The organism is Micromonospora sp. WMMD712, from assembly GCF_029581295.1.
Lineage (GTDB): Bacteria > Actinomycetota > Actinomycetes > Mycobacteriales > Micromonosporaceae > Micromonospora > Micromonospora carbonacea.
The window spans coordinates 5,754,550-5,778,252 of sequence record NZ_CP120743.1 but is presented as its reverse complement, the minus strand read 5'-3'; the positions used below and the strand labels follow the sequence as shown (position 1 = coordinate 5,778,252).

At 74.8% G+C, this 23,703-nt stretch carries 24 protein-coding genes and 1 tRNA gene; 7 read left to right on the top strand and 18 right to left on the bottom strand.

Going from position 1 to position 23,703, the window contains the following annotated elements; all coding sequences use genetic code 11:
• Positions 1–115: 115 nt before the first annotated feature.
• Positions 116–769, bottom strand: a complete 654-nt coding sequence (locus O7633_RS25310) for a response regulator transcription factor (RefSeq protein ID WP_278132123.1) — start codon at positions 767–769, stop codon at positions 116–118.
• Positions 766–1,923: a histidine kinase gene (locus O7633_RS25305; RefSeq protein WP_278132122.1), complete on the bottom strand. Its 1,158-nt coding sequence runs from the start codon at positions 1,921–1,923 to the stop codon at positions 766–768. Before O7633_RS25305 ends, O7633_RS25310 begins: the two co-directional genes overlap by 4 nt.
• A gap of 66 nt (positions 1,924–1,989) precedes the next feature.
• Here O7633_RS25305 and O7633_RS25300 point away from each other — a divergent pair, with 66 nt between their 5' ends.
• Positions 1,990–4,047, top strand: a complete 2,058-nt coding sequence (locus O7633_RS25300) for a serine hydrolase domain-containing protein (RefSeq protein ID WP_282324155.1) — start codon at positions 1,990–1,992, stop codon at positions 4,045–4,047.
• Positions 4,048–4,129: 82 nt separating this feature from the next.
• Here the strand turns inward: O7633_RS25300 and O7633_RS25295 are convergent, their stop codons facing one another.
• Positions 4,130–4,324, bottom strand: coding sequence for a DUF397 domain-containing protein (locus O7633_RS25295; protein ID WP_282328644.1), 195 nt, complete (start codon positions 4,322–4,324; stop codon positions 4,130–4,132).
• Positions 4,321–5,121 carry a helix-turn-helix transcriptional regulator gene (locus tag O7633_RS25290; protein WP_282324154.1) on the bottom strand — a complete coding sequence of 267 codons (801 nt, stop codon included), beginning with the start codon at positions 5,119–5,121 and terminating at the stop codon, positions 4,321–4,323. The genes O7633_RS25295 and O7633_RS25290 overlap by 4 nt, the downstream gene beginning before the upstream one ends.
• Before the next feature lie 232 nt (positions 5,122–5,353).
• Between O7633_RS25290 and O7633_RS25285 the strand changes: the two genes are divergently transcribed.
• Together O7633_RS25285 and O7633_RS25280 are read left to right on the top strand one after the other, a co-directional pair.
• Positions 5,354–5,641 (top strand): hypothetical protein, encoded by a 288-nt coding sequence (locus O7633_RS25285; RefSeq protein WP_278132117.1) that lies wholly within the window; start codon positions 5,354–5,356, stop codon positions 5,639–5,641.
• Positions 5,641–5,910 (top strand): hypothetical protein, encoded by a 270-nt coding sequence (locus O7633_RS25280; RefSeq protein WP_278132116.1) that lies wholly within the window; start codon positions 5,641–5,643, stop codon positions 5,908–5,910. The genes O7633_RS25285 and O7633_RS25280 overlap by 1 nt, the downstream gene beginning before the upstream one ends.
• A gap of 125 nt (positions 5,911–6,035) precedes the next feature.
• Here O7633_RS25280 and O7633_RS25275 read toward each other — a convergent pair whose 3' ends face one another.
• Together O7633_RS25275 and O7633_RS25270 are read right to left on the bottom strand one after the other, a co-directional pair.
• On the bottom strand, positions 6,036–7,406 hold the full coding sequence (locus O7633_RS25275; protein WP_074476650.1) for a cystathionine beta-synthase: 1,371 nt from the start codon (positions 7,404–7,406) through the stop codon (positions 6,036–6,038).
• 75 nt (positions 7,407–7,481) lie between these two features.
• Positions 7,482–7,838 (bottom strand): YkvA family protein, encoded by a 357-nt coding sequence (locus O7633_RS25270; RefSeq protein ID WP_043963969.1) that lies wholly within the window; start codon positions 7,836–7,838, stop codon positions 7,482–7,484.
• 129 nt (positions 7,839–7,967) lie between these two features.
• On the opposite strand from O7633_RS25270, the gene O7633_RS25265 reads away from it, so the two are divergent.
• The 3 genes from O7633_RS25265 to O7633_RS25255 all read left to right on the top strand — a co-directional run bounded on the left by O7633_RS25265 (position 7,968) and on the right by O7633_RS25255 (position 11,237).
• Entirely contained in the window at positions 7,968–9,056 is a 1,089-nt protein-coding gene (locus O7633_RS25265) for an SGNH/GDSL hydrolase family protein (protein ID WP_282324152.1), read from the top strand.
• A gap of 80 nt (positions 9,057–9,136) precedes the next feature.
• Positions 9,137–9,883 carry an SGNH/GDSL hydrolase family protein gene (locus O7633_RS25260; protein WP_282328643.1) on the top strand — a complete coding sequence of 249 codons (747 nt, stop codon included), beginning with the start codon at positions 9,137–9,139 and terminating at the stop codon, positions 9,881–9,883.
• A 91-nt stretch (positions 9,884–9,974) separates the two neighbouring features.
• Positions 9,975–11,237: an acetyl-CoA C-acetyltransferase gene (locus tag O7633_RS25255; RefSeq protein ID WP_178063416.1), complete on the top strand. Its 1,263-nt coding sequence runs from the start codon at positions 9,975–9,977 to the stop codon at positions 11,235–11,237.
• A 122-nt stretch (positions 11,238–11,359) separates the two neighbouring features.
• Here the strand turns inward: O7633_RS25255 and O7633_RS25250 are convergent, their stop codons facing one another.
• The 3 genes from O7633_RS25250 to O7633_RS25240 form a co-directional block, all read right to left on the bottom strand.
• Positions 11,360–11,680 (bottom strand): hypothetical protein, encoded by a 321-nt coding sequence (locus tag O7633_RS25250; RefSeq protein WP_282324151.1) that lies wholly within the window; start codon positions 11,678–11,680, stop codon positions 11,360–11,362.
• A gap of 154 nt (positions 11,681–11,834) precedes the next feature.
• Entirely contained in the window at positions 11,835–12,650 is an 816-nt protein-coding gene (locus O7633_RS25245) for a Bax inhibitor-1/YccA family protein (RefSeq protein WP_043961937.1), read from the bottom strand.
• Between the two features lie 182 nt (positions 12,651–12,832).
• Positions 12,833–12,913: transfer RNA gene (locus tag O7633_RS25240), tRNA-Leu, on the bottom strand.
• 102 nt (positions 12,914–13,015) lie between these two features.
• On the opposite strand from O7633_RS25240, the gene O7633_RS25235 reads away from it, so the two are divergent.
• Positions 13,016–14,914, top strand: coding sequence for a hypothetical protein (locus O7633_RS25235; RefSeq protein WP_282324149.1), 1,899 nt, complete (start codon positions 13,016–13,018; stop codon positions 14,912–14,914).
• A 60-nt stretch (positions 14,915–14,974) separates the two neighbouring features.
• On the opposite strand, the gene O7633_RS25230 is transcribed toward O7633_RS25235, so the two are convergent.
• From O7633_RS25230 to O7633_RS25190, 9 genes are all read right to left on the bottom strand, one after another.
• A complete protein-coding gene (locus tag O7633_RS25230; RefSeq protein ID WP_282324148.1) occupies positions 14,975–16,207 on the bottom strand; it encodes a glycosyltransferase in 1,233 nt (410 codons plus the stop codon).
• Positions 16,208–16,451: 244 nt separating this feature from the next.
• Entirely contained in the window at positions 16,452–17,771 is a 1,320-nt protein-coding gene (locus tag O7633_RS25225; protein WP_282324146.1) for an NAD(P)/FAD-dependent oxidoreductase, read from the bottom strand.
• 102 nt (positions 17,772–17,873) lie between these two features.
• Entirely contained in the window at positions 17,874–18,443 is a 570-nt protein-coding gene (locus O7633_RS25220) for a hypothetical protein (protein ID WP_282328642.1), read from the bottom strand.
• 61 nt (positions 18,444–18,504) lie between these two features.
• A complete protein-coding gene (locus tag O7633_RS25215; RefSeq protein WP_282328641.1) occupies positions 18,505–19,878 on the bottom strand; it encodes a DUF58 domain-containing protein in 1,374 nt (457 codons plus the stop codon).
• Positions 19,875–20,882, bottom strand: a complete 1,008-nt coding sequence (locus O7633_RS25210) for a MoxR family ATPase (RefSeq protein WP_282324145.1) — start codon at positions 20,880–20,882, stop codon at positions 19,875–19,877. The genes O7633_RS25215 and O7633_RS25210 overlap by 4 nt, the downstream gene beginning before the upstream one ends.
• Positions 20,882–21,466 (bottom strand): hypothetical protein, encoded by a 585-nt coding sequence (locus O7633_RS25205; protein WP_178063409.1) that lies wholly within the window; start codon positions 21,464–21,466, stop codon positions 20,882–20,884. Before O7633_RS25205 ends, O7633_RS25210 begins: the two co-directional genes overlap by 1 nt.
• Positions 21,463–22,242, bottom strand: a complete 780-nt coding sequence (locus O7633_RS25200) for a DUF4129 domain-containing protein (RefSeq protein WP_282324144.1) — start codon at positions 22,240–22,242, stop codon at positions 21,463–21,465. Before O7633_RS25200 ends, O7633_RS25205 begins: the two co-directional genes overlap by 4 nt.
• A gap of 19 nt (positions 22,243–22,261) precedes the next feature.
• Positions 22,262–23,002: a uracil-DNA glycosylase gene (locus O7633_RS25195; protein ID WP_311774372.1), complete on the bottom strand. Its 741-nt coding sequence runs from the start codon at positions 23,000–23,002 to the stop codon at positions 22,262–22,264.
• On the bottom strand, positions 22,995–23,681 hold the full coding sequence (locus tag O7633_RS25190; protein ID WP_074476660.1) for a dienelactone hydrolase family protein: 687 nt from the start codon (positions 23,679–23,681) through the stop codon (positions 22,995–22,997). The genes O7633_RS25195 and O7633_RS25190 overlap by 8 nt, the downstream gene beginning before the upstream one ends.
• Between the last annotated feature and the right edge of the window lie 22 nt (positions 23,682–23,703).

Here is a 23,703-nt window from a genome sequence, read left to right as displayed (position 1 = left end):
GAAGGTGGCGTGGGTGCGTCGTGGCCGTCCTGCACCCGGTCGGAGGCCGCCGGTGGCGGGTTGGCCGGGGCCGGGCTACTTCGCGGAGCTGTTCTTCGCCGTGCGGCAAGGGCCTTCAGTCGACCAGCCCCGCGCGGAACGCGGTGATCGCCAGTTGGACCCGGTTGCCGGCCGCGAGCTTCTCGAAGAGGTGCGTGACGTGGCTCTTCACGGTCGCCTCGCTCATCCGCAGGCGCCCCGCGATCTGCGCGTTGGTCGCGCCCCGCCCGATCTCGACCAGGACCTCGCGTTCTCGTCCGGTGAGGCCGCCCAGCCGGGCCAGGGCCTCGCGCCGGCGGCGGGTGCGGTCGTCCGCGGTGATCCGTGCGATGACTTGCCGGGTGACGCTGGGTGACAACATCCCGTCTCCCGTCGCGGCCAGGCGTACCGCGCGCAGCAGTTCGGTCGGCGGTGTGTCCTTCAGCAGGAAACCGCTGGCACCGGCCTCCAGGGCCCGGAACACGTCGTCGTCGGTGTCGAACGTGGTCAGCATGATCACCGGCGGTGGGTTCGTCCGGGTCTGGAGTGCCGCCGTCGCGGTGACACCGTCCATCCCGGGCATGCGGACGTCCATCAGGACGACATCCGGACGGTGCCGGGTCACCGCGTCCAGCGCGGCGCGTCCGTCTTGCGCGTCGCCGACGACGGTTAGATCGTCCGCGGTCTCCAGAATCAGCCGCAGACCCGCACGCACCAGCGCCTCGTCGTCGACGAGCAGGACCGAGATCATCGGGCTTCCACGTCCCGCGGCTCTCCCGCCGGAAGCACCACGAAATCCCTGGCGGACATCACGACCGGCAGCTGCGCCCGCAGCCGCCACCCGGTCCCGGCCGGGCCGGCCGTCAGCGTTCCACCGGCCAGGCGCACGCGTTCCGCCAGCCCCACCAACCCCACCCCGGAACCCGGCAGGTCCAGCGCCGCCTCGCTCACCGGGTTGGCCACGGTCACCGTCACCGCGTCGACCGACCGTACGACGGTCACGGTCACCTCCGCACCGGACGCGTGCTTCCGCGCGTTCGTCAACCCCTCCTGCACGACCCGCTGCACCACCCGCGCCGCCGGCGCCGGCAACGGCCCCGCACTGTCGCGCACCACCACGCGCTGCCCGGCCGACCGGGCGTCGGCGACCACGGAGTTCAGGTCCGCGTACGGCTGCGCGTCGGCCCGCAGAACACCGAGCACGCTACGCAGCTCGACGAGCGCCTCGCGGGCGGTCACCCGGATCAGCCCGGCGCCTTCCCGGACGCGTTCGACGCCACCGTCCACGGTCAGTTCCAGCGCCCCGGCGTGCAGGGCGATCAGCGAAACCTTGTGCGCCAGCACGTCGTGCATCTCCCTGGCGATGCGGTTGCGCTCCACGATACGGGCACGTTCCTCGCGTACCGCCAGGTCGGCGTCGGCCCGCTCGGCCCGCTCGCGCCACGCTTCCCGCAGTGCCCGGCGGGTGCCCAGGTGGACGCCGAGCCCGACGGTCGCGGCGGCCACGACGGCGGCGAACTCGGCGTCCCACCAGTCCAGACGCCCGGCCTTCACCGAGTTCAGGCCGCTCGCCCCGGCCCAGCCGACCACCACCAGCCACCAGACGTGGCGGCGGGATGCGTAGAGCCCGGCGGCGAACAGTCCGACCAGCAGCGGCCCCTCGTTGCCCGACAGCGCGTAACCCAGCGCTGCGATCACCACGACGGCGTACGGGTGGCTCCGGCGCCACCACGTGGCGAGTGCGGCCAGCGTGCCCGCGGCCCCGACGACCGGCAAGGGAAGCGGCGACCACGGCGTCGTGACCGCCAGCGTGGTGAGGACCAGGCAGGCGGCCACGATCAGCGCGTCACCCACCCGCTGGCGGCCGAACCAGGATCGTGCCGTTCGCCAGGACGTCAGCCGCATGGATCGCAGCATAGGCATGCCGCGCCCCGCGTCACCTGCCCCTCAGGTCTAGGCCGTACTCCGACTTTGATCGCGGTCCGGCCTCGACCGCGCGGCGATGCGCCCGGCTCGGGCCGACCGCGACACTGGCTGCGCCCTGCCCCCGGAGAAGGAGGACCTGTGCGTCTTCGAAGCGACTCGACCCCACCGTCCGCGCCTGGCGGAACACTCCCCCGGCGGCAACAGCCGGCCCGGCGAAGACCGCAGGGCGGTGCCGGCACGGTGCAGGCGCTGGTGGCGGGCGTGGTGGGGCTGGGGTTGGTGGCGGGCGTGTTGGGGGCATTGGTTGCGGGCGTGGCGGGCGTGGTGTGGGCCGCCCCCGCGTACGCAGCCCCGCCCCGTTGTGCCGCACCGACCACGAGCGCGGCCTCCGCGTACTTCGAGTCCGTGATGCCGGAACAGTTGCGTAGGACGGGGACGCCGGGAGCGGTCGTGTCGGTGGTCTCCGGTACAGACGTCGCATACGCCCACGGCTTCGGTCACGCCGACGTGGCTGCCGGCACCGGGATGGATCCGGAGCGGACCCTCGTACGTATCGCGTCGATCACGAAGTTGTTTACGGCGACGGCGGTGATGCAGCAGGTCGAAGCCGGTCGACTGGACCTGGACGCGGACGTGAACTCGTACCTCACCACGTTCCAGATCCCGCAGACCTACCCGCAGCCGATCCGGCTGCGTGACCTGATCGACCACACCGCGGGTTTCGAGGATCGCCTCATCGGCACCGGCGCCCGCACCGCCGACGGCGTCGTGCCGCTGGGCGAGTACCTGGCGAAGAACGTCCCGGCGCGGATCCGGCCGCCCGCAGTGGTGCCGGCGTATTCGAACTACGGGGCGGCACTGGCCGGTTATCTCGTGACGCAGGTCAGCGGTGAGCCGTGGGACGCCTACGTGCAGCGGCATCTGCTGACGCCGCTGGGCATGACGCACAGCACCGCGTCCGAGCCGTTGCCCGCGGCGCTGGCCCCCGACCTCGCGAAGAGCTACGGCGAGGGTGGCGCGCCGGTGCCGTTCATGTTCGACCAGCTCACGCCGGACGGCTCGATCAGCGCGACGGCATCGGACCTGGCGAAGTTCATGATCGCGCAGCTCGGCCGGGGCGAAGGCATCCTGAAGCCGCAGACGGCCGCGCTCATGCGGACCCGGTCGTTTCCCGCGGATCCCCGGGTCGGTGGGTACGCGCACGGCTTCATGGACCGGGTGCTCAACGGGCATCGGGTGCTCATGCACGGCGGCGACTGGGAGGGTTTTGAAAGCGTGCTGGTGCTGGTGCCGGACTGCCGGCTGGGGCTCTTCCTGTCGGTCAACTCGCTGGAGGGGGCCGGCGCGCTGAACGAGGTCGTTCACGGGTTCCTCGACCGGTTCGCGCCCGGATCGCCGCCGGCGGTGTCCGGGTCGCAGCGCGCCGTGGTGCCGCAGGCGGGCTTCTACGCCCCGGCCCGGCGTAACGTCACCGGCATCGAGAAACTGCTCACATTGCTCGATCCGGCGCGTCTGACGGTGACCGACGCCGGAGCGCTCCGGTTCAGGGAAAAGACGTGGACGCCCCAGGGTGACGGTTCCTACCGGGCCGGCGACGACCGTCTGGTGGTCGTGGACGGGGGCCGGTACGTGATGACCGACGGGGCCGCGTTCGAGCAGATCAGTGGCGCGCAGACGTTGCCGGTCAACCTCGCGGTGCTGGCCGGATTCGTGGTCGTGGCGCTCAGTGCGCTGGTGGTGCCAGGTGCCTCGGTGGTACGCCGGGTACGTGGCCGTGCCGACGGCGCACCTTCGTGGCGGCTGTCGCGCGGGTTGGCGGCCCTGGCGATGGTGCTGGGGCTCGGGTTCCTGGCCGGGCTGGCAACCGCCCTGTCCGGCAGTACCAGCACGTTTCTGCCCGGCGCGCCGGCGGGCCTGCGCGCCCTGCTCGTCGTACCGATCGTGGTGTTCGCGCTGGGGCTCGGTGCCGCCGGCACCGCGATCACCGGCTGGCGTGAGGCATCCGTCGCGGCACGCGTCCACCAGGGGGTGCTGCTGGCCGGGGTCGGGGCCCTGGCCTGGTTCTGCTGGCAGTGGAACCTGATCGGCTGGCAGTTCGGCTGAGGGGTCGCCGCGGCGGCCGTCCTCCCCGAACGGAGAAGGTCCCCAGCTTCACGCTGGGGACCTTCGGCGGCGTTCGGGGGGATCAGCCCAGCGGGCTGCTCATCTTCGCCAGGTCGACGAAGGACTGCCAGGTGCCGGGGGTGAAGCGGAGGGTGCCGCCGTCGCGGTCCTTGGTGTCGCGCACCAGCACGACGCCCGGCAGGTTGTCCGCGACCTCGACGCAGGACCCGCCGTTGCCGCCGGACCTGGTCGACTTCCGCCACTGTGGGGTCGTCATCGGCTCCATGACTTGGCCACCTCCTTGATCAGTTCGATGGACTGCCGGCGGGAAAGCGCCTCGTTCCGCACGATCTCCCACGTCCTCGCGAGCCTAGCAACGTCGGCGGGCGCATCGACAGTCTTCGCGTTGAGCTGGTTGTCCGCGTGCGCCACCCGCGCGCCGTCGGGCAGCTCGGCGATGATGAACTGACCGGCCAGCCCCAGGTACATGCCGGCGTCGACCGGCACGACGTGCACCTGGACGTGCTCCCGCGTCGACTGTTCGGCAAGGTGGTCGAGCTGTTCCGCCATGAGCCCCGGCTGATCGAGCACGGGCCGGCGCAGCACGCTCTCGTCCACCACGGCGATGAGCTGCGGCGGGCGCTCGCGCTCCAGGATCTCCTGCCGGTTGAGCCTGGACGCGACGATCCGCTCCACCTCGTCGGCGGTGAACCGCCCGCCCGCCAGCGTCGCCCGCGCGTACCGCTCGGTTTGGAGCAGGCCCGGGAGGTACGACAGCTCGAACCACCGCAGCGTGGTCGCCTCGCGCTCGAACTCGATCCATTCGCGCAGCCAGACCGGGTCGGCGTCCAGTTTGGCCAGCTCGCGGAGCATCCGGCCGAAGCGGTCGCCGAGCTGGTAGTGGTCGTCGACCGCCTTCATGTACTCCTTCGTCGGCGGGCGTCCCCCCGTCTCGACGGAGCTGACATGCGAGCCGGAGTAGCCGATGGCCCGGCCGAACTCTTCCTGGCTGGTCCCGAGCGACGCTCGGAACAGTCGCAGCTCCCCGAGCACGTAAGTCGTGGCAGTGCCCACCCATCCCCCAGTTTCGGCTCGTCCTCGTCGGCGTGTCCCGCACGCCCGCCCGGTCAGGCCGCTGACCTGCGCGGACCGGGCGAGCGCGTATCGAGAGTAACGGCACCCTCACCAGACTGTCACCACGCGGATTCGCTTTCGGCCCTGAGGCGGAGGCGAGTTCTGCGCCGGGGGTCGCCCGGCCCTTCCGCGAGCTGGCGACCCCCACCTACACCACGAGGAGGGGAAGGAAATGAGCCCTGAACGGGGACAGGCGTCGAGAGTGCACCCGCTGGTCACCGCCGGCGACGTGCTCACCCTCCAACCGTGCGACTACTGCATCGGGCAGACGGTGCTGTCGCTGCGGGTCACCCACGTTCCCCGGTACGCGAACTTCCTGGCGTCGCGGTGGGTGCGGCTCGAAGGGCTGGAGCTGCGCCCCGACGGAACGCCGTGGCGCGAGCGCGTCGTGATGGTCCGGGTGCAGGCCATCATCGACGGCCCGACGGCCCGCCCGGGGCCCGAGACGCGGGAGCGGTGATGGCCGCACACCCACCGAGGTACGCGGGCGGCCCGTGCTTCGTCTGCGGCGAGCCGTGGCCGTGCTTCGAGCGGCAGTTGTCGACTCTCGTGGAGTTCGCCGGCCGGGGCGAACTGCTCGTGGCGTACATGGGTGACTGGTACCGCCTGGGGGTCGAGGAGCGTCAGCGGCGCGGCCTGCCACCCGACCCGGACATGGAGCTGCGGCACCTGGGGTGGCTCGACATGGTCCTGCCCGCGCAGGGCGAACAGCGCAGCGGTGATGTCTGAGGCCGCGCCGCCCACCGGTCACGCGGACTTCGGCTCAGCCGAGGCGTCGCGCGTGATCGGCGGCGGCGTTAATAAGGGGCCCTTCCTCTACCGAAAGCGTTAACAAGGTGCCCTTCCTTGCAGGGTCAGCGGGCGCCGAGGTGGGCCAGCAGGTCCTGCCGGGTGAGCACGCCCTTGGGCTTGCCGTCGACCAGCACCAGCGCCGCGTCGGACTTCTCCAGCAGGGCGACCGCCTCGCTGACCGGCTGGCCGCCGCCGATCATCGGCAGCGGGTCGGCGGTGTGCCGCTCGATGGTGTCGTGCAGGTGCGCCTGGCCGGTGAACAGGGCGTCGAGCAGGTCCTTCTCGGCGACCGAGCCGGCCACCTCGCCGGTGACCACGGGCGGCTCGGCCTTGAGCACCGGGAGCTGGGAGACGCCGTACTCGCGCATGTAGTCGATGGCGTCGCGGACCGTCTCGGTGGGGTGCACGTGCACCAGCTCGGGCAGCCCGCCGGGCTTGCCCGCGAGGGCGTCGGCGACGGTCGGCTCGGTGCCGGAGTTGTCGAGGAAGCCGTACCGGGCCATCCACGCGTCGTTGAAGATCTTCGACAGGTAGCCCTTGCCGCTGTCGGGCAGCAGCACCACGATCACGTCGTCCGGGCCGGCGTCGCGGGCCACCTCCAGCGCGGCGACCACGGCCATCCCGCAGGACCCGCCGACCAGCAGCCCCTCCTCGCGGGCCAGCCGCCGGGTCATCTCGAACGACGCCTTGTCGGAGACCTCCACGATCCGGTCGGCGACGTCCCGGTCGTAGGTGGTGGGCCAGAAGTCCTCGCCGACGCCCTCCACCAGGTAGGGACGGCCGGTGCCGCCGGAGTAGACGGAGCCCTCCGGGTCCGCCCCCACGATCTGCACCCGGCCGTCGGAGGCCTCCTTCAGGTAGCGACCGATGCCGGAGATGGTGCCGCCCGTGCCCACCCCGGCGACGAAGTGGGTCAGCCGGCCGTCGGTCTGCTTCCACAGCTCGGGGCCGGTGGTCTCGTAGTGCGAGCGCGGGTTGGCCGGGTTGCTGTACTGGTCGGGCTTCCACGCGCCGGGGATCTCCCGGGCCAGCCGGTCGGAGACGTTGTAGTAGGAGCGCGGGTCCTCCGGCGCGACGGCGGTCGGGCAGACCACCACCTCCGCGCCGTACGCCCGCAGCACGTCCTGCTTGTCCTGGCTGACCTTGTCGGGGCAGACGAACACGCACCGGTAGCCCTTGAGCTGCGCCACCAGGGCCAGGCCGACGCCGGTGTTGCCGCTGGTCGGCTCGACGATCGTGCCGCCGGGCCGCAGGATGCCGGCGGCCTCGGCGTCCTCGACCATGCGCAGCGCGATGCGGTCCTTCACCGAGCCGCCCGGGTTGAGGTATTCCACCTTCGCCAGCACGGTGGCCCGGATGCCCTCGGTCACGTTGCGCAGCCGCACCAGCGGGGTGTTGCCGATCATCTCGACGACGTTGTCGTAGTAGTGCACCTCGTTGTGCCCTTCGTTGCGGCGCCGGCGACGGCGGCCGGGCAGACGTTGATTCGACGCCCAGGGTACGTCCCGTCAGGGCACCACATGGCCCGGGATGACGGAGGCCCGGCGGACCTCCCACTCCAGGAACCGCTCGGTCTCCGCGAGCACCGCGCCAGCCAGCCAGGTCACCATCACCGCGTCGTCGGCCAGGCCGAAGACCGCCAGCGGGATCTCCGGGAGCAGGTCGATCGGCGAGACGATGTACGCCGTCGCCGCGGTCATCAGGGCCAGCCGGAGGCCGCCGTCGTACTCGCCGCGGGTGGTGGCCCGGATCATCCGGGGCAGCGCCGCCAGCCGGGCCCCCAGCGACGGGCCGCCCCGCGCCCCGGCGGTCAGCGCCCGGGCCAGCGCCGCGAACGCCGCGCCGCGCTTCAGTGTCTTCCCCATCTCCACGCCCCTTCCGACTCCACAGCGTGCCGTGTCCCCGCAAGGGGTACCCGCAACAGTCGCCTCCCAGCCAGAAACCGGGCAGTACGACGACAGCGGCGTGTCGTACCGGCGCGATAATGTCGGTGCATGGGGGTCGCTGGTTCAATCGCACCGGCCGGTCCGCGCGGGCGGTCCGCCGCGCGCTGGCAGCCCGGCCCGCGCTGGCAGCGGGCGCGGCGGCTGGCCCGCGTCGCGGCGATCGGCACGGGCGCCACCGCCGCGGCGGCCGCGGCGACGACCGGGGTCCTGCTCGGCCAGGCCCGGCAGGCCCGGCGCACCATCCCGATGGCCGAGGCGCCCCCGCCGCGCTGCGACGGCGTCTACGGCGCGAAGCTCCCCGGCCCGCCGCTGACCATGGTCGTCCTCGGCGACTCCTCCGCCGCCGGCTACGGCGTGCACCGCCGCCGGGAGACGCCGGGTTCGTTGCTGGCCACCGGGCTGTCCCGCCGGCTGCACCGGCCGGTGCGGCTGCACCGGTTCGCCGTGGTGGGCGCCATCTCCTCGGGCCTGAAGCCGCAGGTGGAGGCCGCGCTGGAGGTGTCGCCCGACGTCGCGGTGATCCTGATCGGCGGCAACGACGTCACCAACCGCACCCCGCCGGCCCTGGCGGTGCGCTACCTGGTCGACGCGGTCCGCGCGCTGCGCGGGGTCGGCTGCGAGGTGGTGGTCGGCACCTGCCCCGACCTCGGTGCCATCCAGCCGATCCAGCCGCCGCTGCGCTGGCTGGCCCGGCGGTGGAGCCGACAGCTCGCCGCCGCCCAGACGGTGGCGGTGGTCGAGGCGGGCGGCTGGACGGTCTCCCTCGGCGACCTGCTCGGCCCCCGGTTCGTCGCCGAGCCGACCCGGATGTTCGCCTGGGACCGGTTCCATCCCTCCGCGGAGGGGTATGCGGTGGCCGCCGCCGCGCTGCTGCCGACGGTGCTCTCCGCGCTCGGCGGGGTGTCGGAGCGCCGCGCCGGCCTCGCCCGGGGCGAGGGTGTCCGGTCGCTGCCGGAAGCGGCCCAGGAGGCGGCCCGGCACGCCGGCACGGAGGTCAGCGCCACCCAGGTCCGGGGCCGCGACCGCGGGCCGGGCGGGCGGTGGGCGCAGCTGCGCCGGCGGGCCTTCTTCGGCGTCGGCGCGGTGCCGCAGGCCGGCCCGGCAGCCGACTCACCCACACTGGAAGGACGGCCATGACCGAGCACGGCGGCAGGCGCGGTGGCGGTGACCGGGGGCTCGGCGCGGAGCTCGCCGTCCGGCTGGGCCGGGCGGCGGCGATGTCCCTGGTCGCCGGGACGATCGGCGGGGCGGCCGTCCTGGCCGGCGAGGCGTTCCTGGCCCGCAACCGCCCGTACGCCCAGCCCGAGCTGGGCCTGGCCCTGCGCGCCACGATCGGCCGGGCCGGCGCGCCGCCGCTGCGGCTGGTCCTGCTCGGCGACTCGTCCGCGCTGGGGGTCGGGGTGGCCCGGCTCGGCGACACCGTCGGTGGCCAGTTGGCCAACCTGCTCGCCGAGGGTCCGACCGGCCGGCGGGTGCACCTGTCCAGCGTCGGGGTGTCCGGCTCCCGCTCCACCGACCTGGCCACCCAGGTGGCCCGGGCGCTGCTCGGCCCGCGCCCCGACGTGGCGGTGGTCCTGATCGGCGCCAACGACGCCACCGCGCTGCGCAGCCCGGCCGAGGCCGGGGCCTACCTCGGGTCGGCCGTGCGGCGGCTGCGCGAGGCGCAGGTCGAGGTGGTGGTCGGCACCTGCCCGGATCTCGGCGCGGCCCGCGCGATCGCCCCGCCGCTGCGGCAGGTGGTCGGCTGGTCCGGCCGGCGGATCGCCCGCGCGCAGACGACGGCCGTGCTGGACGCGGGCGGCACGGTGGTCGACCTGGGCACCGAGACCGGCCCGGTGTTCCGGGCCGACGCCGGCACGTTCTGCCACGACGGCTTCCACCCGTCCGCCGACGGGTACCGGATCTGGGCGCACGCCCTGCTCCCGGCCGTCGCCGCCGCCGCGGACGTCGCCCCCCGCCACTGACCGGGCCCGCCCGGCGCGCGGCGGGCCGGGGTGACATTTCCCGCTGGTCGCTCCGCTTCCCGGTAGGTTACCGCCAAGTTAACGTTGGTTCATGCCGACTGAGTCGTCCCGCGATGCCGTCATCGTCGCCACCGCCCGCTCCCCCATCGGCCGGGCGCACAAGGGTTCCCTGCGCGACGTCCGCCCCGACGACCTCGCCGCCACCATCGTCCGGGCCGCCCTGGACAAGGTCCCCCAGCTCGATCCGACCGAGATCGACGACCTCTACCTCGGGTGCGGCCTGCCCGGCGGCGAGCAGGGCTTCAACATGGCCCGCGTGGTCGCCACCCTGCTGGGCCTCGACGGCCTGCCCGGCGCCACGCTCACCCGCTACTGCGCCTCGTCGCTCCAGACCACCCGGATGGCCATGCACGCGATCCGGGCCGGCGAGGGCGACGTGTTCGTCTCCGCCGGGGTGGAGACCGTCTCCCGCTACGCGCGCGGCAACTCCGACGCGCTCCCGCCGCAGGCGCAGGAGCTGGTCGGGGGCGGCTGGGAGAACCCGCGCTTCGCCGCCGCGCGGGAGCGCTCGGCGCGGCGCGCCGAGGGCGGCGCGGAGGTCTGGGCCGACCCCCGCTCCACCGGGGAGCTGCCCGACGTCTACCTGGCCATGGGGCAGACCGCCGAGAACCTGGCCCAGGCGTACGACGTGAGCCGCGCCGAGATGGACGCCTTCGGCGTGCGCAGTCAGAACCTGGCCGAGAAGGCGATCGCCGACGGCTTCTGGGCCCGCGAGATCACCCCGGTCACCACGCCCGACGGCACCGTGGTCGACACCGACGACGGCCCCCGTCCCGGGGTGACCCTGGAGGGCGTCGCCGGGCTCAAGCCGGTGTTCCGCCCCGACGGTCGGATCACCGCCGGCAACTGCTGCCCGCTCAACGACGGCGCGGCCGCAGTGGTGATCATGAGCGCCCAGCGGGCGCGGGACCTCGGCCTCACCCCGCTGGCGCGGATCGTCTCCACCGGCGTCACCGCCCTCTCCCCCGAGATCATGGGCCTCGGGCCGGTGGAGGCGTCGAAGCAGGCCCTGCGCCGCGCCGGGATGACCATCGACGACGTCGACCTGGTGGAGATCAACGAGGCGTTCGCCGCCCAGGTCATCCCCTCCTACCGGCAGCTCGGCATCGACGAGGAGAAGCTGAACGTGATGGGCGGGGCGATCGCCGTCGGCCACCCGTTCGGCATGACCGGCGCACGGATCACCGGCACGCTGCTCAACGCCCTGGACTGGCACGACAAGAGCATCGGCCTGGAGACGATGTGCGTCGGCGGCGGACAGGGCATGGCCATGGTCCTCGAACGCCTGAGCTGAGCCGCGCGTCGCCTCCCGGCGCTCGCGCCGACCGCACGGGCGGCCGGGCGGGGTCGACGCGCGGGGGGTCCTGCCACCAGGGCCGGCGGTCGGGGGTCAGAGCGCGGGGCCGGCGCGGGGCGTCAGAGCGCGGACCGGGTCGCCGTCACCTCGGCGGCGGCCCGGGTCAGCACGGCGTCGGGCGGGGCCGCCGCCAGCAGGTCGGCGGCGACCACCCGGAGCTGGTCGGGCAGGGCGAGGTCGTTGTCGAGCCGGGGCACCGCCCGGCGGGGCTGTCCCTCGGCGTCGGCGGCGAGGTTCGCGATCTCCTGCACGAGCCGGTGCACCAGGTCGGCCCGGGGCACGTTGCCGCCGCCGGCCGAGGCCGCCCAGCGCGGCTGCTGCCAGTGCCCGACCTGACGGACCAGCAGCTCCACGGCCCGGCCCAGTTCCGCTGCGCTCACCGCGCCGAGTCTACGGACGCCGGGCCGGCGTGCCCCGTGCGGTCGCCGCGTGCCCGGCGCGGCCGCCGGACGCCCGGGGCGGGGCGGCCGGGCCGGAACACGACGGCGCCCGCCGCCGCGGGATCGCGGGGCGGGCGCCGTCGAGCGACGAGGGTCAGTCGTCGCCCTGGAAGTAGCTCAGCAGGCGCAGGATCTCGATGTAGAGCCAGACCAGGCTGACCAGGATGCCGAACGCGGCCGTCCAGGAGTAGCGCTGGGGCAGCCCCATCCGGACGCCCTCCTCGACCTCCGCGAAGCTGAGCACGAAGCTCAGCGAGGCGACCACGATGCAGACCAGGCTGAAGCCGATGGCCAGCGGGCTGCCGTCGCGCAGGCCGGTGTTGACGCCGAACAGCGCCAGCACCAGGTTGATCAACATGACCGCGAACAGGCCGACCATCGCCGCGACCATGCCCCGGACGAACTTCGGGGTGGCCCGGATGACCCGCGCCTTGTAGAGCATGGCCATCAGGAAGAACACGCCGAAGCTGGCCACCACGGCCTGGAGCACGATGCCGTCGTAGAGCGAGTTGAACGCCTTGCTCACCATGCCGACGAAGACGCCCTCGACGACGGCGTACGCGATGACCAGCGCCGGGTTCGCCATCCGGGAGAACGAGATGATCAAACCCAGGACCAGGCCCACGACCGCCGCGCCGATCCAGGCCACGCCGAGCAGCGCGTCCGGGACGAGCACCCAGGCCGCCGCGGCGGACGCGCCGAGGATGCCCAGCAACACGACGGTCTTGACCACCACGTCGTCGATCGACATCGGCGTCACGGTGGGCGGCGCGGCCGGGTAGCCCGTCGCGCCCGGGTACTGCTGCGGATAGCCGGGCTGCCCGTAGGGCCCGGTCGGGGCGTACCCGGTGGCCCGTTCCCGCTCGGCCGCCTGGCCGAGTCGGGCGAGCACCGGGTTCGAAGTCTTCACTGTCAGGCCTCCCTCAGGGGGTCGTCGCACGTGAACGTGCCCTTCCAGGGTAGACGGCCCGCTCGACGCCGTGGAGATCACCGACCGGCGCAGGAGCTGTGAAGAAGCTGAGAGACCCGCCGGGACGCCCTCGCCGGCACCGGCGCGGGCACCTCCACCGGCGCGGGTCACCGTGCTGCGCGTGCCCGGGGCGGGGGTCGAACCCGCACGCCTTGCGGCAGCCGCTTTTAAGGCGGCCGTGTCTGCCGTTCCACCACCCGGGCTGGGCGGCCCCGCGCGTCGCCCACGCGCCGGTGCAGTGTCACCGTAGCGGGTCCGCCACGACCCGGCGTACCCCGGCGGCGCTCCCGCACTAGGGTCGACCCGTGAGCAGCGCAGCCCCCACGGCCCCCGACGCCGCCCCCGACCAGGCAGTCCGTTCCGACGTCCCGACCCGGGCCGCCGGCCGGTGGGCCCGGCTGCGGGCCGCCGTCGCCAGGCACCGGGCCGACCTGCTCGTCGGGCTGCTGTTCGCGGCCCTGGCGGGCTGGCTCACCCACGGGCTCTGGCCCGACCCGTCCGGCCGGGTGCTGGCGCTCAACCCCGAGGACCAGACGCTGTACGAGTGGTTCCTGGCCGTCGACTCGCGCGCCCTGCTCGGCGACTTCGGGCTGCTCACCGACCGGCTCAACGCCCCCGACGGGGTGAACCTGATGGCCAACACCACGGTCATCGCGCTCGGCGTCGCCTTCGCCCCGGTCACCCTGCTGTTCGGCGCGCCGGTCACCTTCGCCCTGCTCGCCGGGCTCAACCTCGCCGGCACCGCCCTCGCCTGGTACCTGCTCTTCACCCGCCTCCTCGGGGCGCGACCGCTCGCCGCCGCGCTCGGGGCCGGGCTGTGCGGCTTCGGGCCGGGCATCGTCTCGCAGACCAACAGCCACCTGCACATGACCGCCCAGTGGCTGGTGCCGGTGATCGTCTGGCTGGTGGTCCGGCTGCTGCGCGCGGCCGACCCGCTGGGCCGCGTGGGCCGCCCCGGCGGCACCCCGCCCGACGGCGGCGGCCACCACGGGGACGACGGCGGGCCGGGGCGGGGCGGCCCCGACCGCCGCCGCATGCTCACCTCCGCCGTGGGCCTCGCCGCCGTGGTCAGCGTCCAGGTCTTCGTCGGCGAGGAGGTGCTCTTCCTCACCGCGCTGACGCTGCTGGTGATGGCCGTCGCGTACGCGCTGGCCGACCGGGCGCTGCTGCGCCGGGCGCTGCCCGGCTTCGCCGGGGGGATGCTGGTCGCCGCCGGGCTGGCCCTGCTCGTGCTGGGCTACCCGCTGTGGTTCCAGTTCGCCGGCCCGCAGGGCGTCGCCGACGGCATGTTCAGCCCGGACTACTTCTCGGCCGACCTGGCGAGCTGGTGGACGCTCTCCCCGCTGTCGGCCGCCGGCAGCGACGAGGCGGCCCGGCTCACCACCGGCCCGGCCGAATACAACACCTTCCTCGGCTGGCCCCTGCTCGTGGTCACCCTCGGCTGCGCGGTCTGGCTGGGCCGCCGCCCGCTGGTGCTCGCCTGCGCGGCCGGGGCGCTGGTCATGGGCGCGCTGTCGCTCGGCCCGGACGTGGTCGTCGGCGGTGACCGGACCAGCATCCCCGGCCCGTACGCCCTGCTGGCGGGCCTGCCCGTGGTGGACGGCGCGCTGCCGATGCGATTCGCCCTGGCGGTGCTGCCGCTGGCCGGCACGCTGCTGGTGCTGGCCGTGGACCGGGCGCTGCGCGGCACCGGCCGGGCCCGCCGGCTGGTCCCGGCGGCGGTCGGGCTCGCGCTGCTGCCGGTCCTGCCGGCCCCCCTGCCCACCGCCGAGCGGCCGGCGCTGCCGGAGTTCATCGCGGCCGGCCACTGGCGGGAGTGCGTGCGCCCCGGCGGGGTGCTGGTGCCGGTGCCGCTGCCCACGCCGAAGGAGCCGTGGCCGATGCGCTGGGCCACGGCCGCCGACGCCGCGTTCGCCATGCCCGAGGGCTTCTTCATCGCCCCGTACGGCAAGGGCGGCACCGCCGCCATGGGCACCTGGAAGCGCCCCACGTCGTACCTGCTCAGCGAGGTGGCGAAGCGGGGCGGGCGGCCGGCGATCGGCGACCGGGAGCGGCGGCAGGCGGCCCGCGACGCCGACCGTTGGGGCGCGTCCTGCTTCGCGGTGGCCGACGGCACCCGCCACGCCGACGACCTGCGCGCCACCCTGGACCAGCTCTACGGCCCGTCCACCCGGATCGCCGACGCGTGGATCTGGCGGGTCTGACGCTCCCGCCGGTCCGGTCTGACCGCCCTGGCGGGCCGCCGCCGCGCCCGGGCCGGTCGCTCAGCGTGGGGCCGCCGCGTGCGCCGCCACCAGCCGCTGCGCGGCCGTGGCCGCCCCGTCGGCGCGGACGGCGGCGGCCAGCGCCCGGGCCCGGTCGGCGACCTCCGGGCGCAGGGCGACGGTGAGCGCCGCGACCAGCGAGTCCACGCTGGGCGGGACGGGCTCGTGCGCGCTGCCGACGCCGAGCGCGTCGACCCGGCGCGCGAAGTAGTGCTGGTCGTACACCTGCGGGACGACGACCTGCGGCGCGCCGGCCCGGGCGGCGGCGGTCGTGGTGCCCGCGCCGCCGTGGTGCACCACCGCGGCGACCCGCGGGAACAGCGCCTGCTGGTTGACCTCGCCGACGGCCAGGCAGTCGGGCTGGCCGTCCACGGCCGCCAGCGACGCCCAGCCCCGCGAGACGAGCACCCGACGCCCGAGGGCGCGGGCCGCCCGGACCAGGGTCGTGGTCAGGTGCTGGTCCACGGCGATGCTGCCGAAGCCGAAGTAGACGGGCGGCTCGCCGGCCGCCAGGAAGCTCTCCAGCTCCGGGGGCAGGGGCCGCTCGTCCGGCAGGATCCACGCGCCCGTCTGCACGACGTCGAGGTCGGCGGGGCCGGGCCAGGGCGCCAGCGCCGGGTCGGCGGCCAGCCACGGCCGGTCGGTGAACATGTGGCTGCGCACGTCACCGGCCGGGGGCAGCCCCACCGCCGCCCGCCGCGCGTCGAGGGCGGCCCCGAACGTGTCGTTGAAGTGCCGGGCGTTCTCGGCCCAGAGCGCGGCGTTGTCGGCCGTCGCGGGCGCCGGCGCCTGGCCGGACTGGGGCAACGGCGGCGGGGGGTGGTGCGGCGACGGGAAGACCGCCGGGCTCCACGTCGCGAAGACGTAGGGCAGGCCGTGCAGCTCCGCCACCGACCGGGCGGCGACCTGGAGGGCGGTCACCGCGACCACGGCGTCGCAGCCCTCGACCGCCGCCGAGAACACCTCGAACTGCACGGCGAGGGAGGCGGCCGCCAACTGCCGGACCCGGGTCGGCGAGGCCGGCGCCCTGGGCGGCTGCCGGACGGACGCGGCCGACCGACGCCATTCGGGGCCGATCGGCACGAAGGGAAACCCGAAGGACCCGATCCACTTGGCGAAGTCCGGGGGCGCGCAGAGGCGCACCTCCTGGTCGAGGGCCCTGAGCTGCATGGCCAGGGCCACCACCGGCTGGACGTCGCCGCGTGACCCGATCGCCGACAACAGAAAACGCACCGGAGCCCGCCTCTCCCCGTGAACCGGACCGGACCGGACGAGACCGGACCGGACCGGACCGGACCGGACCGGACGAGAATGGCCCCCGGGCCCGGGGCCGTCAAGGACGCCGGCACGGAGAGTGGCTGTCGGGTAGCGGACGGGCGGCGGGAGTGAGCGGCGTCACCCCAGGTGGGGCCGACCCCGCCAAGAGACGGAATCGACCCCCGCCGATGCAGCATTAAAGTGTGCCCTTGGTCACACCTCAGCCGCGCGGCTGGGACGCCTCGGCGAACTCCTCACGCGGGTCGTGCAGCTGGCCGAGCGCGACCACCTCGCGCTTGAGGAAGAACGCCAGCGACCAGTCGACCACGACCCGGACCTTGCGGTTGAACGACGGGATCCGCGACATGTGGTACGTCCGGTGCATGAACCACGCCGGCCAGCCGGTCATCTTGATGCCGTAGACCTGGGCGACACCCTTGTGCAGGCCGAGGCTGGCCACGCTGCCCGCGTGCTTGTGCTTGTAGTCCACCGGCTGACGGCCCCGGATCACGTTGGCGATGTTGTCGGCCATCCGGGCGGCCTGGCGCACCGCGTGCTGGGCGCTGGGCGAGCAGAAGTTGCCCGGCTCCTTGGTCAGGTCCGGCACCGCCGCGCAGTCGCCGGCGCTCCACGCGCCCTCGACCACCCGGTCGCCGTCGACGATTTGGAGGGTCGGCAGGCAGGTGACGCGGCGACGCTCGTCGCGCGGGAAGTCGGTGGCGTCCAGCATCGGCGACGGCTTGACGCCGGCCGTCCAGACGATCGTGTCGGAGCGGAAGCTGTCGCCGTCGGAGAGCTTCACCACCCCGTCGACGCAGGACTCCAGGCGGGTGTCCAGCCGGATGTCCATGTTCCGCTTGAGCAGCTGCTGCACCGTGTACGCGCCCATGTCCCGGTCGACCTCGGGCAGCACCCGCTGGGTCGCCTCGACCAGCACCCAGCGCATGTCCTCCGGCTCCAGCTCCGGGTAGTAGCGCAGCGCGTCGCGGGCCATGTCCTCCATCTCGGCCAGGGCCTCGATGCCCGCGTACCCGCCGCCGACGAAGGTGAACGTCAGGGCGCTGCGGCGCACCTGCGCGTCCTGCGTGGCCGCCGCCACGTCGAGCCGGTCGAGCACGTGGTTGCGCAGGTAGATGGCCTCGCCGATGGTCTTGAACCCGATGCCGTGCTCGTGCAGGCCGGGGATCGGCAGCGTGCGGGAGACCGAGCCGGGGGCCACCACGACGTGGTCGTAGGGGATCTCCCGGGTCGGGCCGCTGATCGGCTGCACCGTGGCGACCTTGCGGTCGTGCTCGATCCGGGTGACCGTGCCGGCCACCACCTTGCACCGCCGCAACTCCCGCCGCAGCGGCACCACGGAGTGCCGGGGGGAGATGTTGCCGGCCGCCGCCTCCGGGAGGAACGGCTGGTACGTCATGTGCGGCTGCGGGTCGACGACGACGACCTCCGCCTCCCGCGAGGAGAGCTTCTTCGACAGGCGAAGGGCGGCGTAGAGACCGACGTGCCCGGCACCGACGACAAGGATCCGCTTCGGATTCACGCCTACCATCTTTCCCCCGCCGGCCCCGCTAACCCCTGCCGAGACCCCCCTTTGTGACGGAGCACAACACCTGTGAGCTGCATGACGTGCATTGCCGTTCCGTCATTTGCGACGCAGCAGCCACCCCAGCAACGCGCTCACCGCCACCGCCACCAGCAACCCGGCGACCGTCACGCCGAGGTGACCCCGGTCGGGCCCGGCATCGGCGACCCGGACGAGGAGCACCCCGAGCACCGCCGAGCCGAGCAGCACCCCGCCGGCCCGGGTGAGCCAGCGCACGACCAGCTCCGGATCCACCACCGCGTCGTACGGCAGCAACGCCGCCAGCGCGGCCAGCGAGTGCGCGAGGTAGAGGGCCACCGCCACGGCGAGCAGCCGCCACAGCGCGACCGGCCGGTCGTACCCCTCGGTGGCCAGCAGCCAGCCGCCGACCGCGACGAGGGCGGCGAACGTCGGCCAGATCCGGCGCGGCCCGACCGCCGGCAGCAGCGCCACCAGCGCGAGGGCGGCCAGCGGACGGCCGGTGAGGACCTGCGCCGGGTACGCCAGCAGCAGTCCCGCCAGGGTCGCGCCGAAGATCCCGGCGCGCACCAGCAGCGGGGCCGCGCTGACCCGGTTGACCGCCGAGCGGGCCGCCCGGGCGCGTTCGGTCACCACCTCGACCGGGTTCACCGGCACCGCCCTTCCTCACCCGTCCGCCGGGCTGCCCCGTCCACCGGCCGCCCTGCCCCGCTCACCGGCCACCCACCCGCGGGGCGGTGGCGAGCCGGGCCACGTCGCGCAGCACCTGGTCGAGGCTGCCCGCGCCCGCCCAGCGGACCACCGGCACGCCGTGCTCGCGGAGCTGGCCGATCATGGTGTCCCGGTCGATCCGCCACAGCCGGAACGCCACCTCGGACCAGCCCTGCCGGCCCGGCGGCGGCAGGTCGTCCGGGAGCGTGTCCACCGCCACCACGAACCGCCCGGACCGGGCCATCCGGGCCAGCATCTGGGCGGACCGCTCGTCCAGCAGCGGGGTGAGCACCACCACCAGCGCGTCCGAGGAGAGGATCTGCGGCCCGAAGACCTGGTCGTACGGCTCGTGCGGCGACGCCTCGGCGCGCACGTCGAGCAGCCACTCCAGCAGCGTGAGGTATTGCCGGCGGCCGGTGGCGGGGCGCAGCCGGCGGGCCGCCGGGCCGTACTCCAGCAGCGCCACCCGGTCGCCCCGGTGCAGGTAGTGCTCGCCGATCGCGGCGGCGGCCCGCACGGTGGTGTCCAGCACCGACGCGGCCCCGCCGACGCCGCCGGAGCGGCCCGCCTCGGCGAGGACGTCGAGCAGGACGACCACCTCGGCGTCCCGGTCCGACAGGGTGGCGGCCACGTGCAGCTGCCGGGCCCGCAGCGACACCCGCCAGTCGACGCGGCGCAGCCGGTCGCCGGGGCCGAAGACCCGCACCCCGGCCAGCTCGCCGCCCTCGCCGGGCCGGCGGGAGTGGTGCGCGCCGACCAGGCCGGCGGCGCGGGGCATCGCCTCCACCGCCTCGAACGGCTCCGTCCTCGGGTACACCCGGAACCGGACCGGCTCGGTGATCGCGGCCCGGGAGACCAGCATCCCCCCGGCGGCGGCGACCCTCGCCCCGGCCGGGCCGATCGGGTGCCGGCCCCAGCGCCGGGCCTTCCCGGCCAGCTCCAGGTCGACGGCCGTGCCCGGGTCGACGACGGTCACGAAGGGCCGGTCCACGCCGCTGCGGGACAGGTCGACCCGGGCCCCGCCGACGCCGGCCCGCTCCACCAGCAGCCACGGCGAGACCCGGGTGCGCACCACCGCCACGTCGTAGCCGACCGTGTCCGGGTTGCCGACGCTGACCGTGCCGGTGAACTCGCCGCCCTCGACGAGTTGCCCGTCGTCCGCGGTGATCCACAACTGCGGGCCCGCCGTGGGCCGGCGGCGCAGCGCGTACGCGGTGCCGAGCGCGAACGGCACGGCCAGCACGACCAGGTCGACCCGGCCGAGCAGCACCCCGGCGATCAGCAGCAGGCCCGCCAGCAGCACCGCCCGGCCCAGCGCCCGGGTGGGCGCCCAGCCCGCCGCCTGCGGCCCCTCGGGGGTGGACACGGCCGTCAGCGCCCCGGCCGGCCGGCGGCGTAGCTCGGCAGCGCCCCGCTGGCCGGGGCCGGGGTCTGGTCGAGCACCTCCCCGACCACGAAGGACGGGTCGACGCGGCGCAGCCACATCTCCGGGCGCAGCGTGATCCGGTGCGCCAGGGCCGGCGCGGCCACCTCCTTGACGTCCTCGGGCACCACGTAGTCCCGTCCGGCGAAGACCGCCCGCGCGCGGGCCAGCAGCAGCAGCGCCAGCGAGCCGCGCGGCGACGCCCCGACCAGCACCGACGGGTGCTCCCGGGTGGCGGCGGTGAGCGCCACGATGTAGCGGCCGATGGAGTCCTCCACCACCACGTCCTCCAGCGCGACCTGCATGGCCCGCAGGGTGGCGGCGTCGACGACCGGGGTGATCTCGGCCTCCTCGCGACGGCGGCCCATCCGCCGGCGCAGCACCTCCCACTCCTCCTCGCCGTCCGGGTAGCCGAACGACACCCGCAGCAGGAACCGGTCGAGCTGCGCCTCCGGCAGCGGGTACGTCCCCTCGTACTCGATCGGGTTCGCGGTGGCCAGGACGTGGAACGGCTCGTCGAGCCGGTAGGTCACGCCCTCCACCGACACCTGCTTCTCCTGCATCGCCTCCAGCAGCGCCGACTGGGTCTTCGGGGGCGTCCGGTTGATCTCGTCGGCGAGCAGCAGGTTGGTGAAGACCGGGCCGGCGCGGAAGGAGAAGTCGCCGCTGCGCTGGTCGTAGAGGAAGGAGCCGGTGACGTCGGCGGGAAGCAGGTCGGGGGTGAACTGGAGGCGGCGGAAGTCCAGCCCGAGGGCCTGGGCGAAGGACCGGGCCGTCAGCGTCTTGCCCAGGCCGGGCAGGTCCTCCAGCAGCACGTGGCCGCCGGCCAGGATGCCGGCGAGGACCAGCTCCAGGGCCTCCCGCTTGCCCACCACCACCGAGCCGACCGCGTCCAGCACCGCCCGGGCCAGGCGGCCGACCTCGGCGGCGGGCACGGTCCGGTCCACGTCCTTCATCAGATCTTCTCCAGTTCGGCGACGATCGCCACGAGGTCGCGCGGCGACGGGGTGCGGCGGGGCGGGGTGTCCAGGAACGTCGAGAGCCGGTCGCCCAGCAGGGCGCGGGCGCGGGCCGGGTCGGACTCGCGGGTCACGCCGTGCCGCTGGCGCAGCCGCTCGTCGGCCAGCTCGCCGAGGCGGGGCAGGATCCGCTCGGCGAACCGCTCCGGGTTGCCCGCCGACCAGTCCAGTGGCCGTTCCCAGCCGTTGATCGCGGCGCGCAGCGCGTCCCGGGCGGCCCAGTGGTAGTGGCCGTCCTCCTCCCCCGCCGGGATGCGGGCCCCCGACCGGGGCGGTGGCGGCGGGGCCAGCGCGGCGGTGACCCGGCGCACGGCGAGCAGGGCGAGGACCCCGGCGACGACCACCCACAGCGAGAGCTGCAACCCGACGGCCCGCAGCCCGGCCACCACCACGGCGGTCAGCGCCCCGGCCACCAGGAGGGTCTTCAGCACGCCGCCGACCCGGCCGCCCCGGGCGGGCCGCTCCTGCGCGGGCTGCTCCTCCTCGGCGGAGCCGAGCAGGTCGTCGATGCTGGTGCTCACGCCGGGCCCCCGGCGACTGCACCCGCTCCGGCGGCCCCGGTCGCCACGGCCGTCCCGGCCGCTACCGCCGTCAGCTCGCCGCGCAGCCGGCGCAGCGCGGCCCGGGCCTGGTCGCGGGTGCGCTCGCCGACCGGCCGGGTAGCGTACCGGGCCTCCCGGTAGACGTGGGCGAACTCGGCCAGCACGTCGGCGCTGGCGATCGCCGGCACCCCCGCGTCGGGGTCGCCGCGCAGCAGGCGGGTCACCAGGTCGGTGGGGGTGTCGCCGGTGTGCCGGGCCACCCCGGCCGCCTCGGCGGCCTCCTCCAGCCGCACCCAGCAGGCGATCACGGCGGTGCGCGGGTCGACGTCGGCGTCGTCCAGCTCGACCAGGCCGGCGTCGAGCGCGGCCACCACCTCGCGGGCGGTGCCCTCGGCGGTGCGCCGCGCCCGGTCCGCCGGCAGCGCCCGGCTGGTGCGGCGGGCCACCCCGCGCAGCAGCGTCCAGCCCACGTAGCCGAGGGCGACGGCGATCGCCAGACCGAGCAGCGCCACCGCGACGGTGCCCAGCCACTCGGGGATGTGCGCGCGGGTGGCCTCCCCGGCGTCGCGCGGCTCCACCGGGATCGACGGCGGCGGCTGCGCGGTCGGGTACTCCGGCACGTACGGGATGTTGTCGGCGGCGGGCGGGATGCGGCTCGCGCCGAGCGACGAGTGGCCGGCGGCCACCGCGGCGGCGGCGAGCAGGGCCGTCACCGCGACGATCGGCCACCACCTGCGCAGCACGCTGAGGTCCATCGGCACCGCCCCACGCCCGTCAGTCCACTCCGGCCAGTTGCTTCGCCCGGGCGAACACGTCGTCCAGCATCCCCGGTGTCAGCCGCCCGGTGAACGTGTTCTGCTGGCTGACGTGGTAACACCCCAGCAGCGCCGGTGCGGCCGTGCCGGACCAGTGTGCCCCATGGCCGAACGCCGGTCGCGGGCTGGGCGGGCGCACGCCGTACACCTCGCGCAGCGTCGGCCACCACGCGGCCCAGGCGAAAGCGCCCAGCGCGACCACGACGCGCAGCGTGGGCCGGATCAGCGCGACCTCCCGGCGCAGCCAGGGCGCGCAGGTGTCCCGCTCCGCCGGGGTGGGCTTGTTGTCCGGCGGCGCGCAGCGCACGGCGGCGAAGATCCGGGTGTCGCGCAGCGCGAGGCCGTCGTCGGCGGCGACGCTCGTCGGCTGGTTGGCCAGGCCGGCGCGGTGCAGGGCGGCGAAGAGCACGTCGCCGGAGCGGTCGCCGGTGAAGATGCGCCCGGTGCGGTTGCCGCCGTGCGCGGCGGGGGCCAGGCCGAGGATGCCGATCCGGGCGTCGGCGACGCCGAAGCCGGGCACCGGCCGCCCCCAGTAGGTCTGGTCGCGGAAGGCCGCCCGCCGCGTGCGGGCGACCTCCTCCCGCCAGGCGACGAGGCGCGGGCAGGCGAAGCAGTCGGCGACCGCGCCGTCGAGGTCGACCAGGTCGGTCGCCCGCGCGGCGCGGGCGACCACCTCGTCGGGGGTACGGGCCTCAGCCAAGCTTCGCCCGGAACAGTTCGAGGGTGCGGGCCCAGGCGCTTGCCGAGGCGCGCTGGTCGAACGCCTCCGGCCGGTCGTCGTTGAAGAACGCGTGCCGGCTGCCCGGGTAGTCGTAGAGGGTGCAGGTGCCGCCGGCCGCCTCGATCGCGGCACGGGCCGTCTGCACGCCCGGCGCGGCCGAGGTGCCGTCCTCCTCAGAGCAGTGGATGATCGCCGACTTGCCCGCGTAGTCGGCCCACTCGGGGCGCATCTTCTCCCACGGCAGCATCGGGTAGAAGCCGGCCGTGGCGACGATCCGCTCCGACAGCGTCGCCGACCACAGGGCCAGGCTGCCGCCCGCGCAGAAGCCGACGCAACCGACCTTGCCCGCCACCTCGGGCCGCGCCGCCAGGTATTCCGCCGCGCCGGCGATGTCCTTCGCCGCCTCGTCCATCTGAAGGCCCATCAGCAGCCGCCGGGCCTCGTCCGGCTCGCCGGTCGACTCGCCGTGGTAGAAGTCCGGGGCGAGCGCCACGAACCCGGCCTCGGCGAACCGGTCCGCCACCGACCGGATGTGGGGCACGAGGCCCCACCACTCCTGGATCACGATGACCGCCGGGTTGGCCGCACCGCCGGAGGGTATCGCGAGATACCCCTCGCTCGTCCCGCCGTTGCTGACGAAGCTCACCATCTCGCCCATCGGCCCGTCCTCCTCGCGGTCA

Bases quoted from the DNA above. Each gene is read 5' to 3' on its own strand.
- O7633_RS25265 (WP_282324152.1), top strand. From the start codon at position 7,968: ATGGGGGTCGCTGGTTCAATCGCACCGGCCGGTCCGCGCGGGCGGTCC.
- O7633_RS25190 (WP_074476660.1), bottom strand. From the start codon at position 23,681: ATGGGCGAGATGGTGAGCTTCGTCAGCAACGGCGGGACGAGCGAGGGG.
- O7633_RS25310 (WP_278132123.1), bottom strand. From the start codon at position 769: ATGATCTCGGTCCTGCTCGTCGACGACGAGGCGCTGGTGCGTGCGGGT.
- O7633_RS25270 (WP_043963969.1), bottom strand. From the start codon at position 7,838: ATGGGGAAGACACTGAAGCGCGGCGCGGCGTTCGCGGCGCTGGCCCGG.
- O7633_RS25200 (WP_282324144.1), bottom strand. From the start codon at position 22,242: ATGGACCTCAGCGTGCTGCGCAGGTGGTGGCCGATCGTCGCGGTGACG.
- O7633_RS25305 (WP_278132122.1), bottom strand. From the start codon at position 1,923: ATGCGGCTGACGTCCTGGCGAACGGCACGATCCTGGTTCGGCCGCCAG.
- O7633_RS25280 (WP_278132116.1), top strand. From the start codon at position 5,641: ATGGCCGCACACCCACCGAGGTACGCGGGCGGCCCGTGCTTCGTCTGC.
- O7633_RS25260 (WP_282328643.1), top strand. From the start codon at position 9,137: ATGTCCCTGGTCGCCGGGACGATCGGCGGGGCGGCCGTCCTGGCCGGC.
- O7633_RS25210 (WP_282324145.1), bottom strand. From the start codon at position 20,882: ATGAAGGACGTGGACCGGACCGTGCCCGCCGCCGAGGTCGGCCGCCTG.
- O7633_RS25255 (WP_178063416.1), top strand. From the start codon at position 9,975: ATGCCGACTGAGTCGTCCCGCGATGCCGTCATCGTCGCCACCGCCCGC.
- O7633_RS25295 (WP_282328644.1), bottom strand. From the start codon at position 4,324: ATGACGACCCCACAGTGGCGGAAGTCGACCAGGTCCGGCGGCAACGGC.
- O7633_RS25285 (WP_278132117.1), top strand. From the start codon at position 5,354: ATGAGCCCTGAACGGGGACAGGCGTCGAGAGTGCACCCGCTGGTCACC.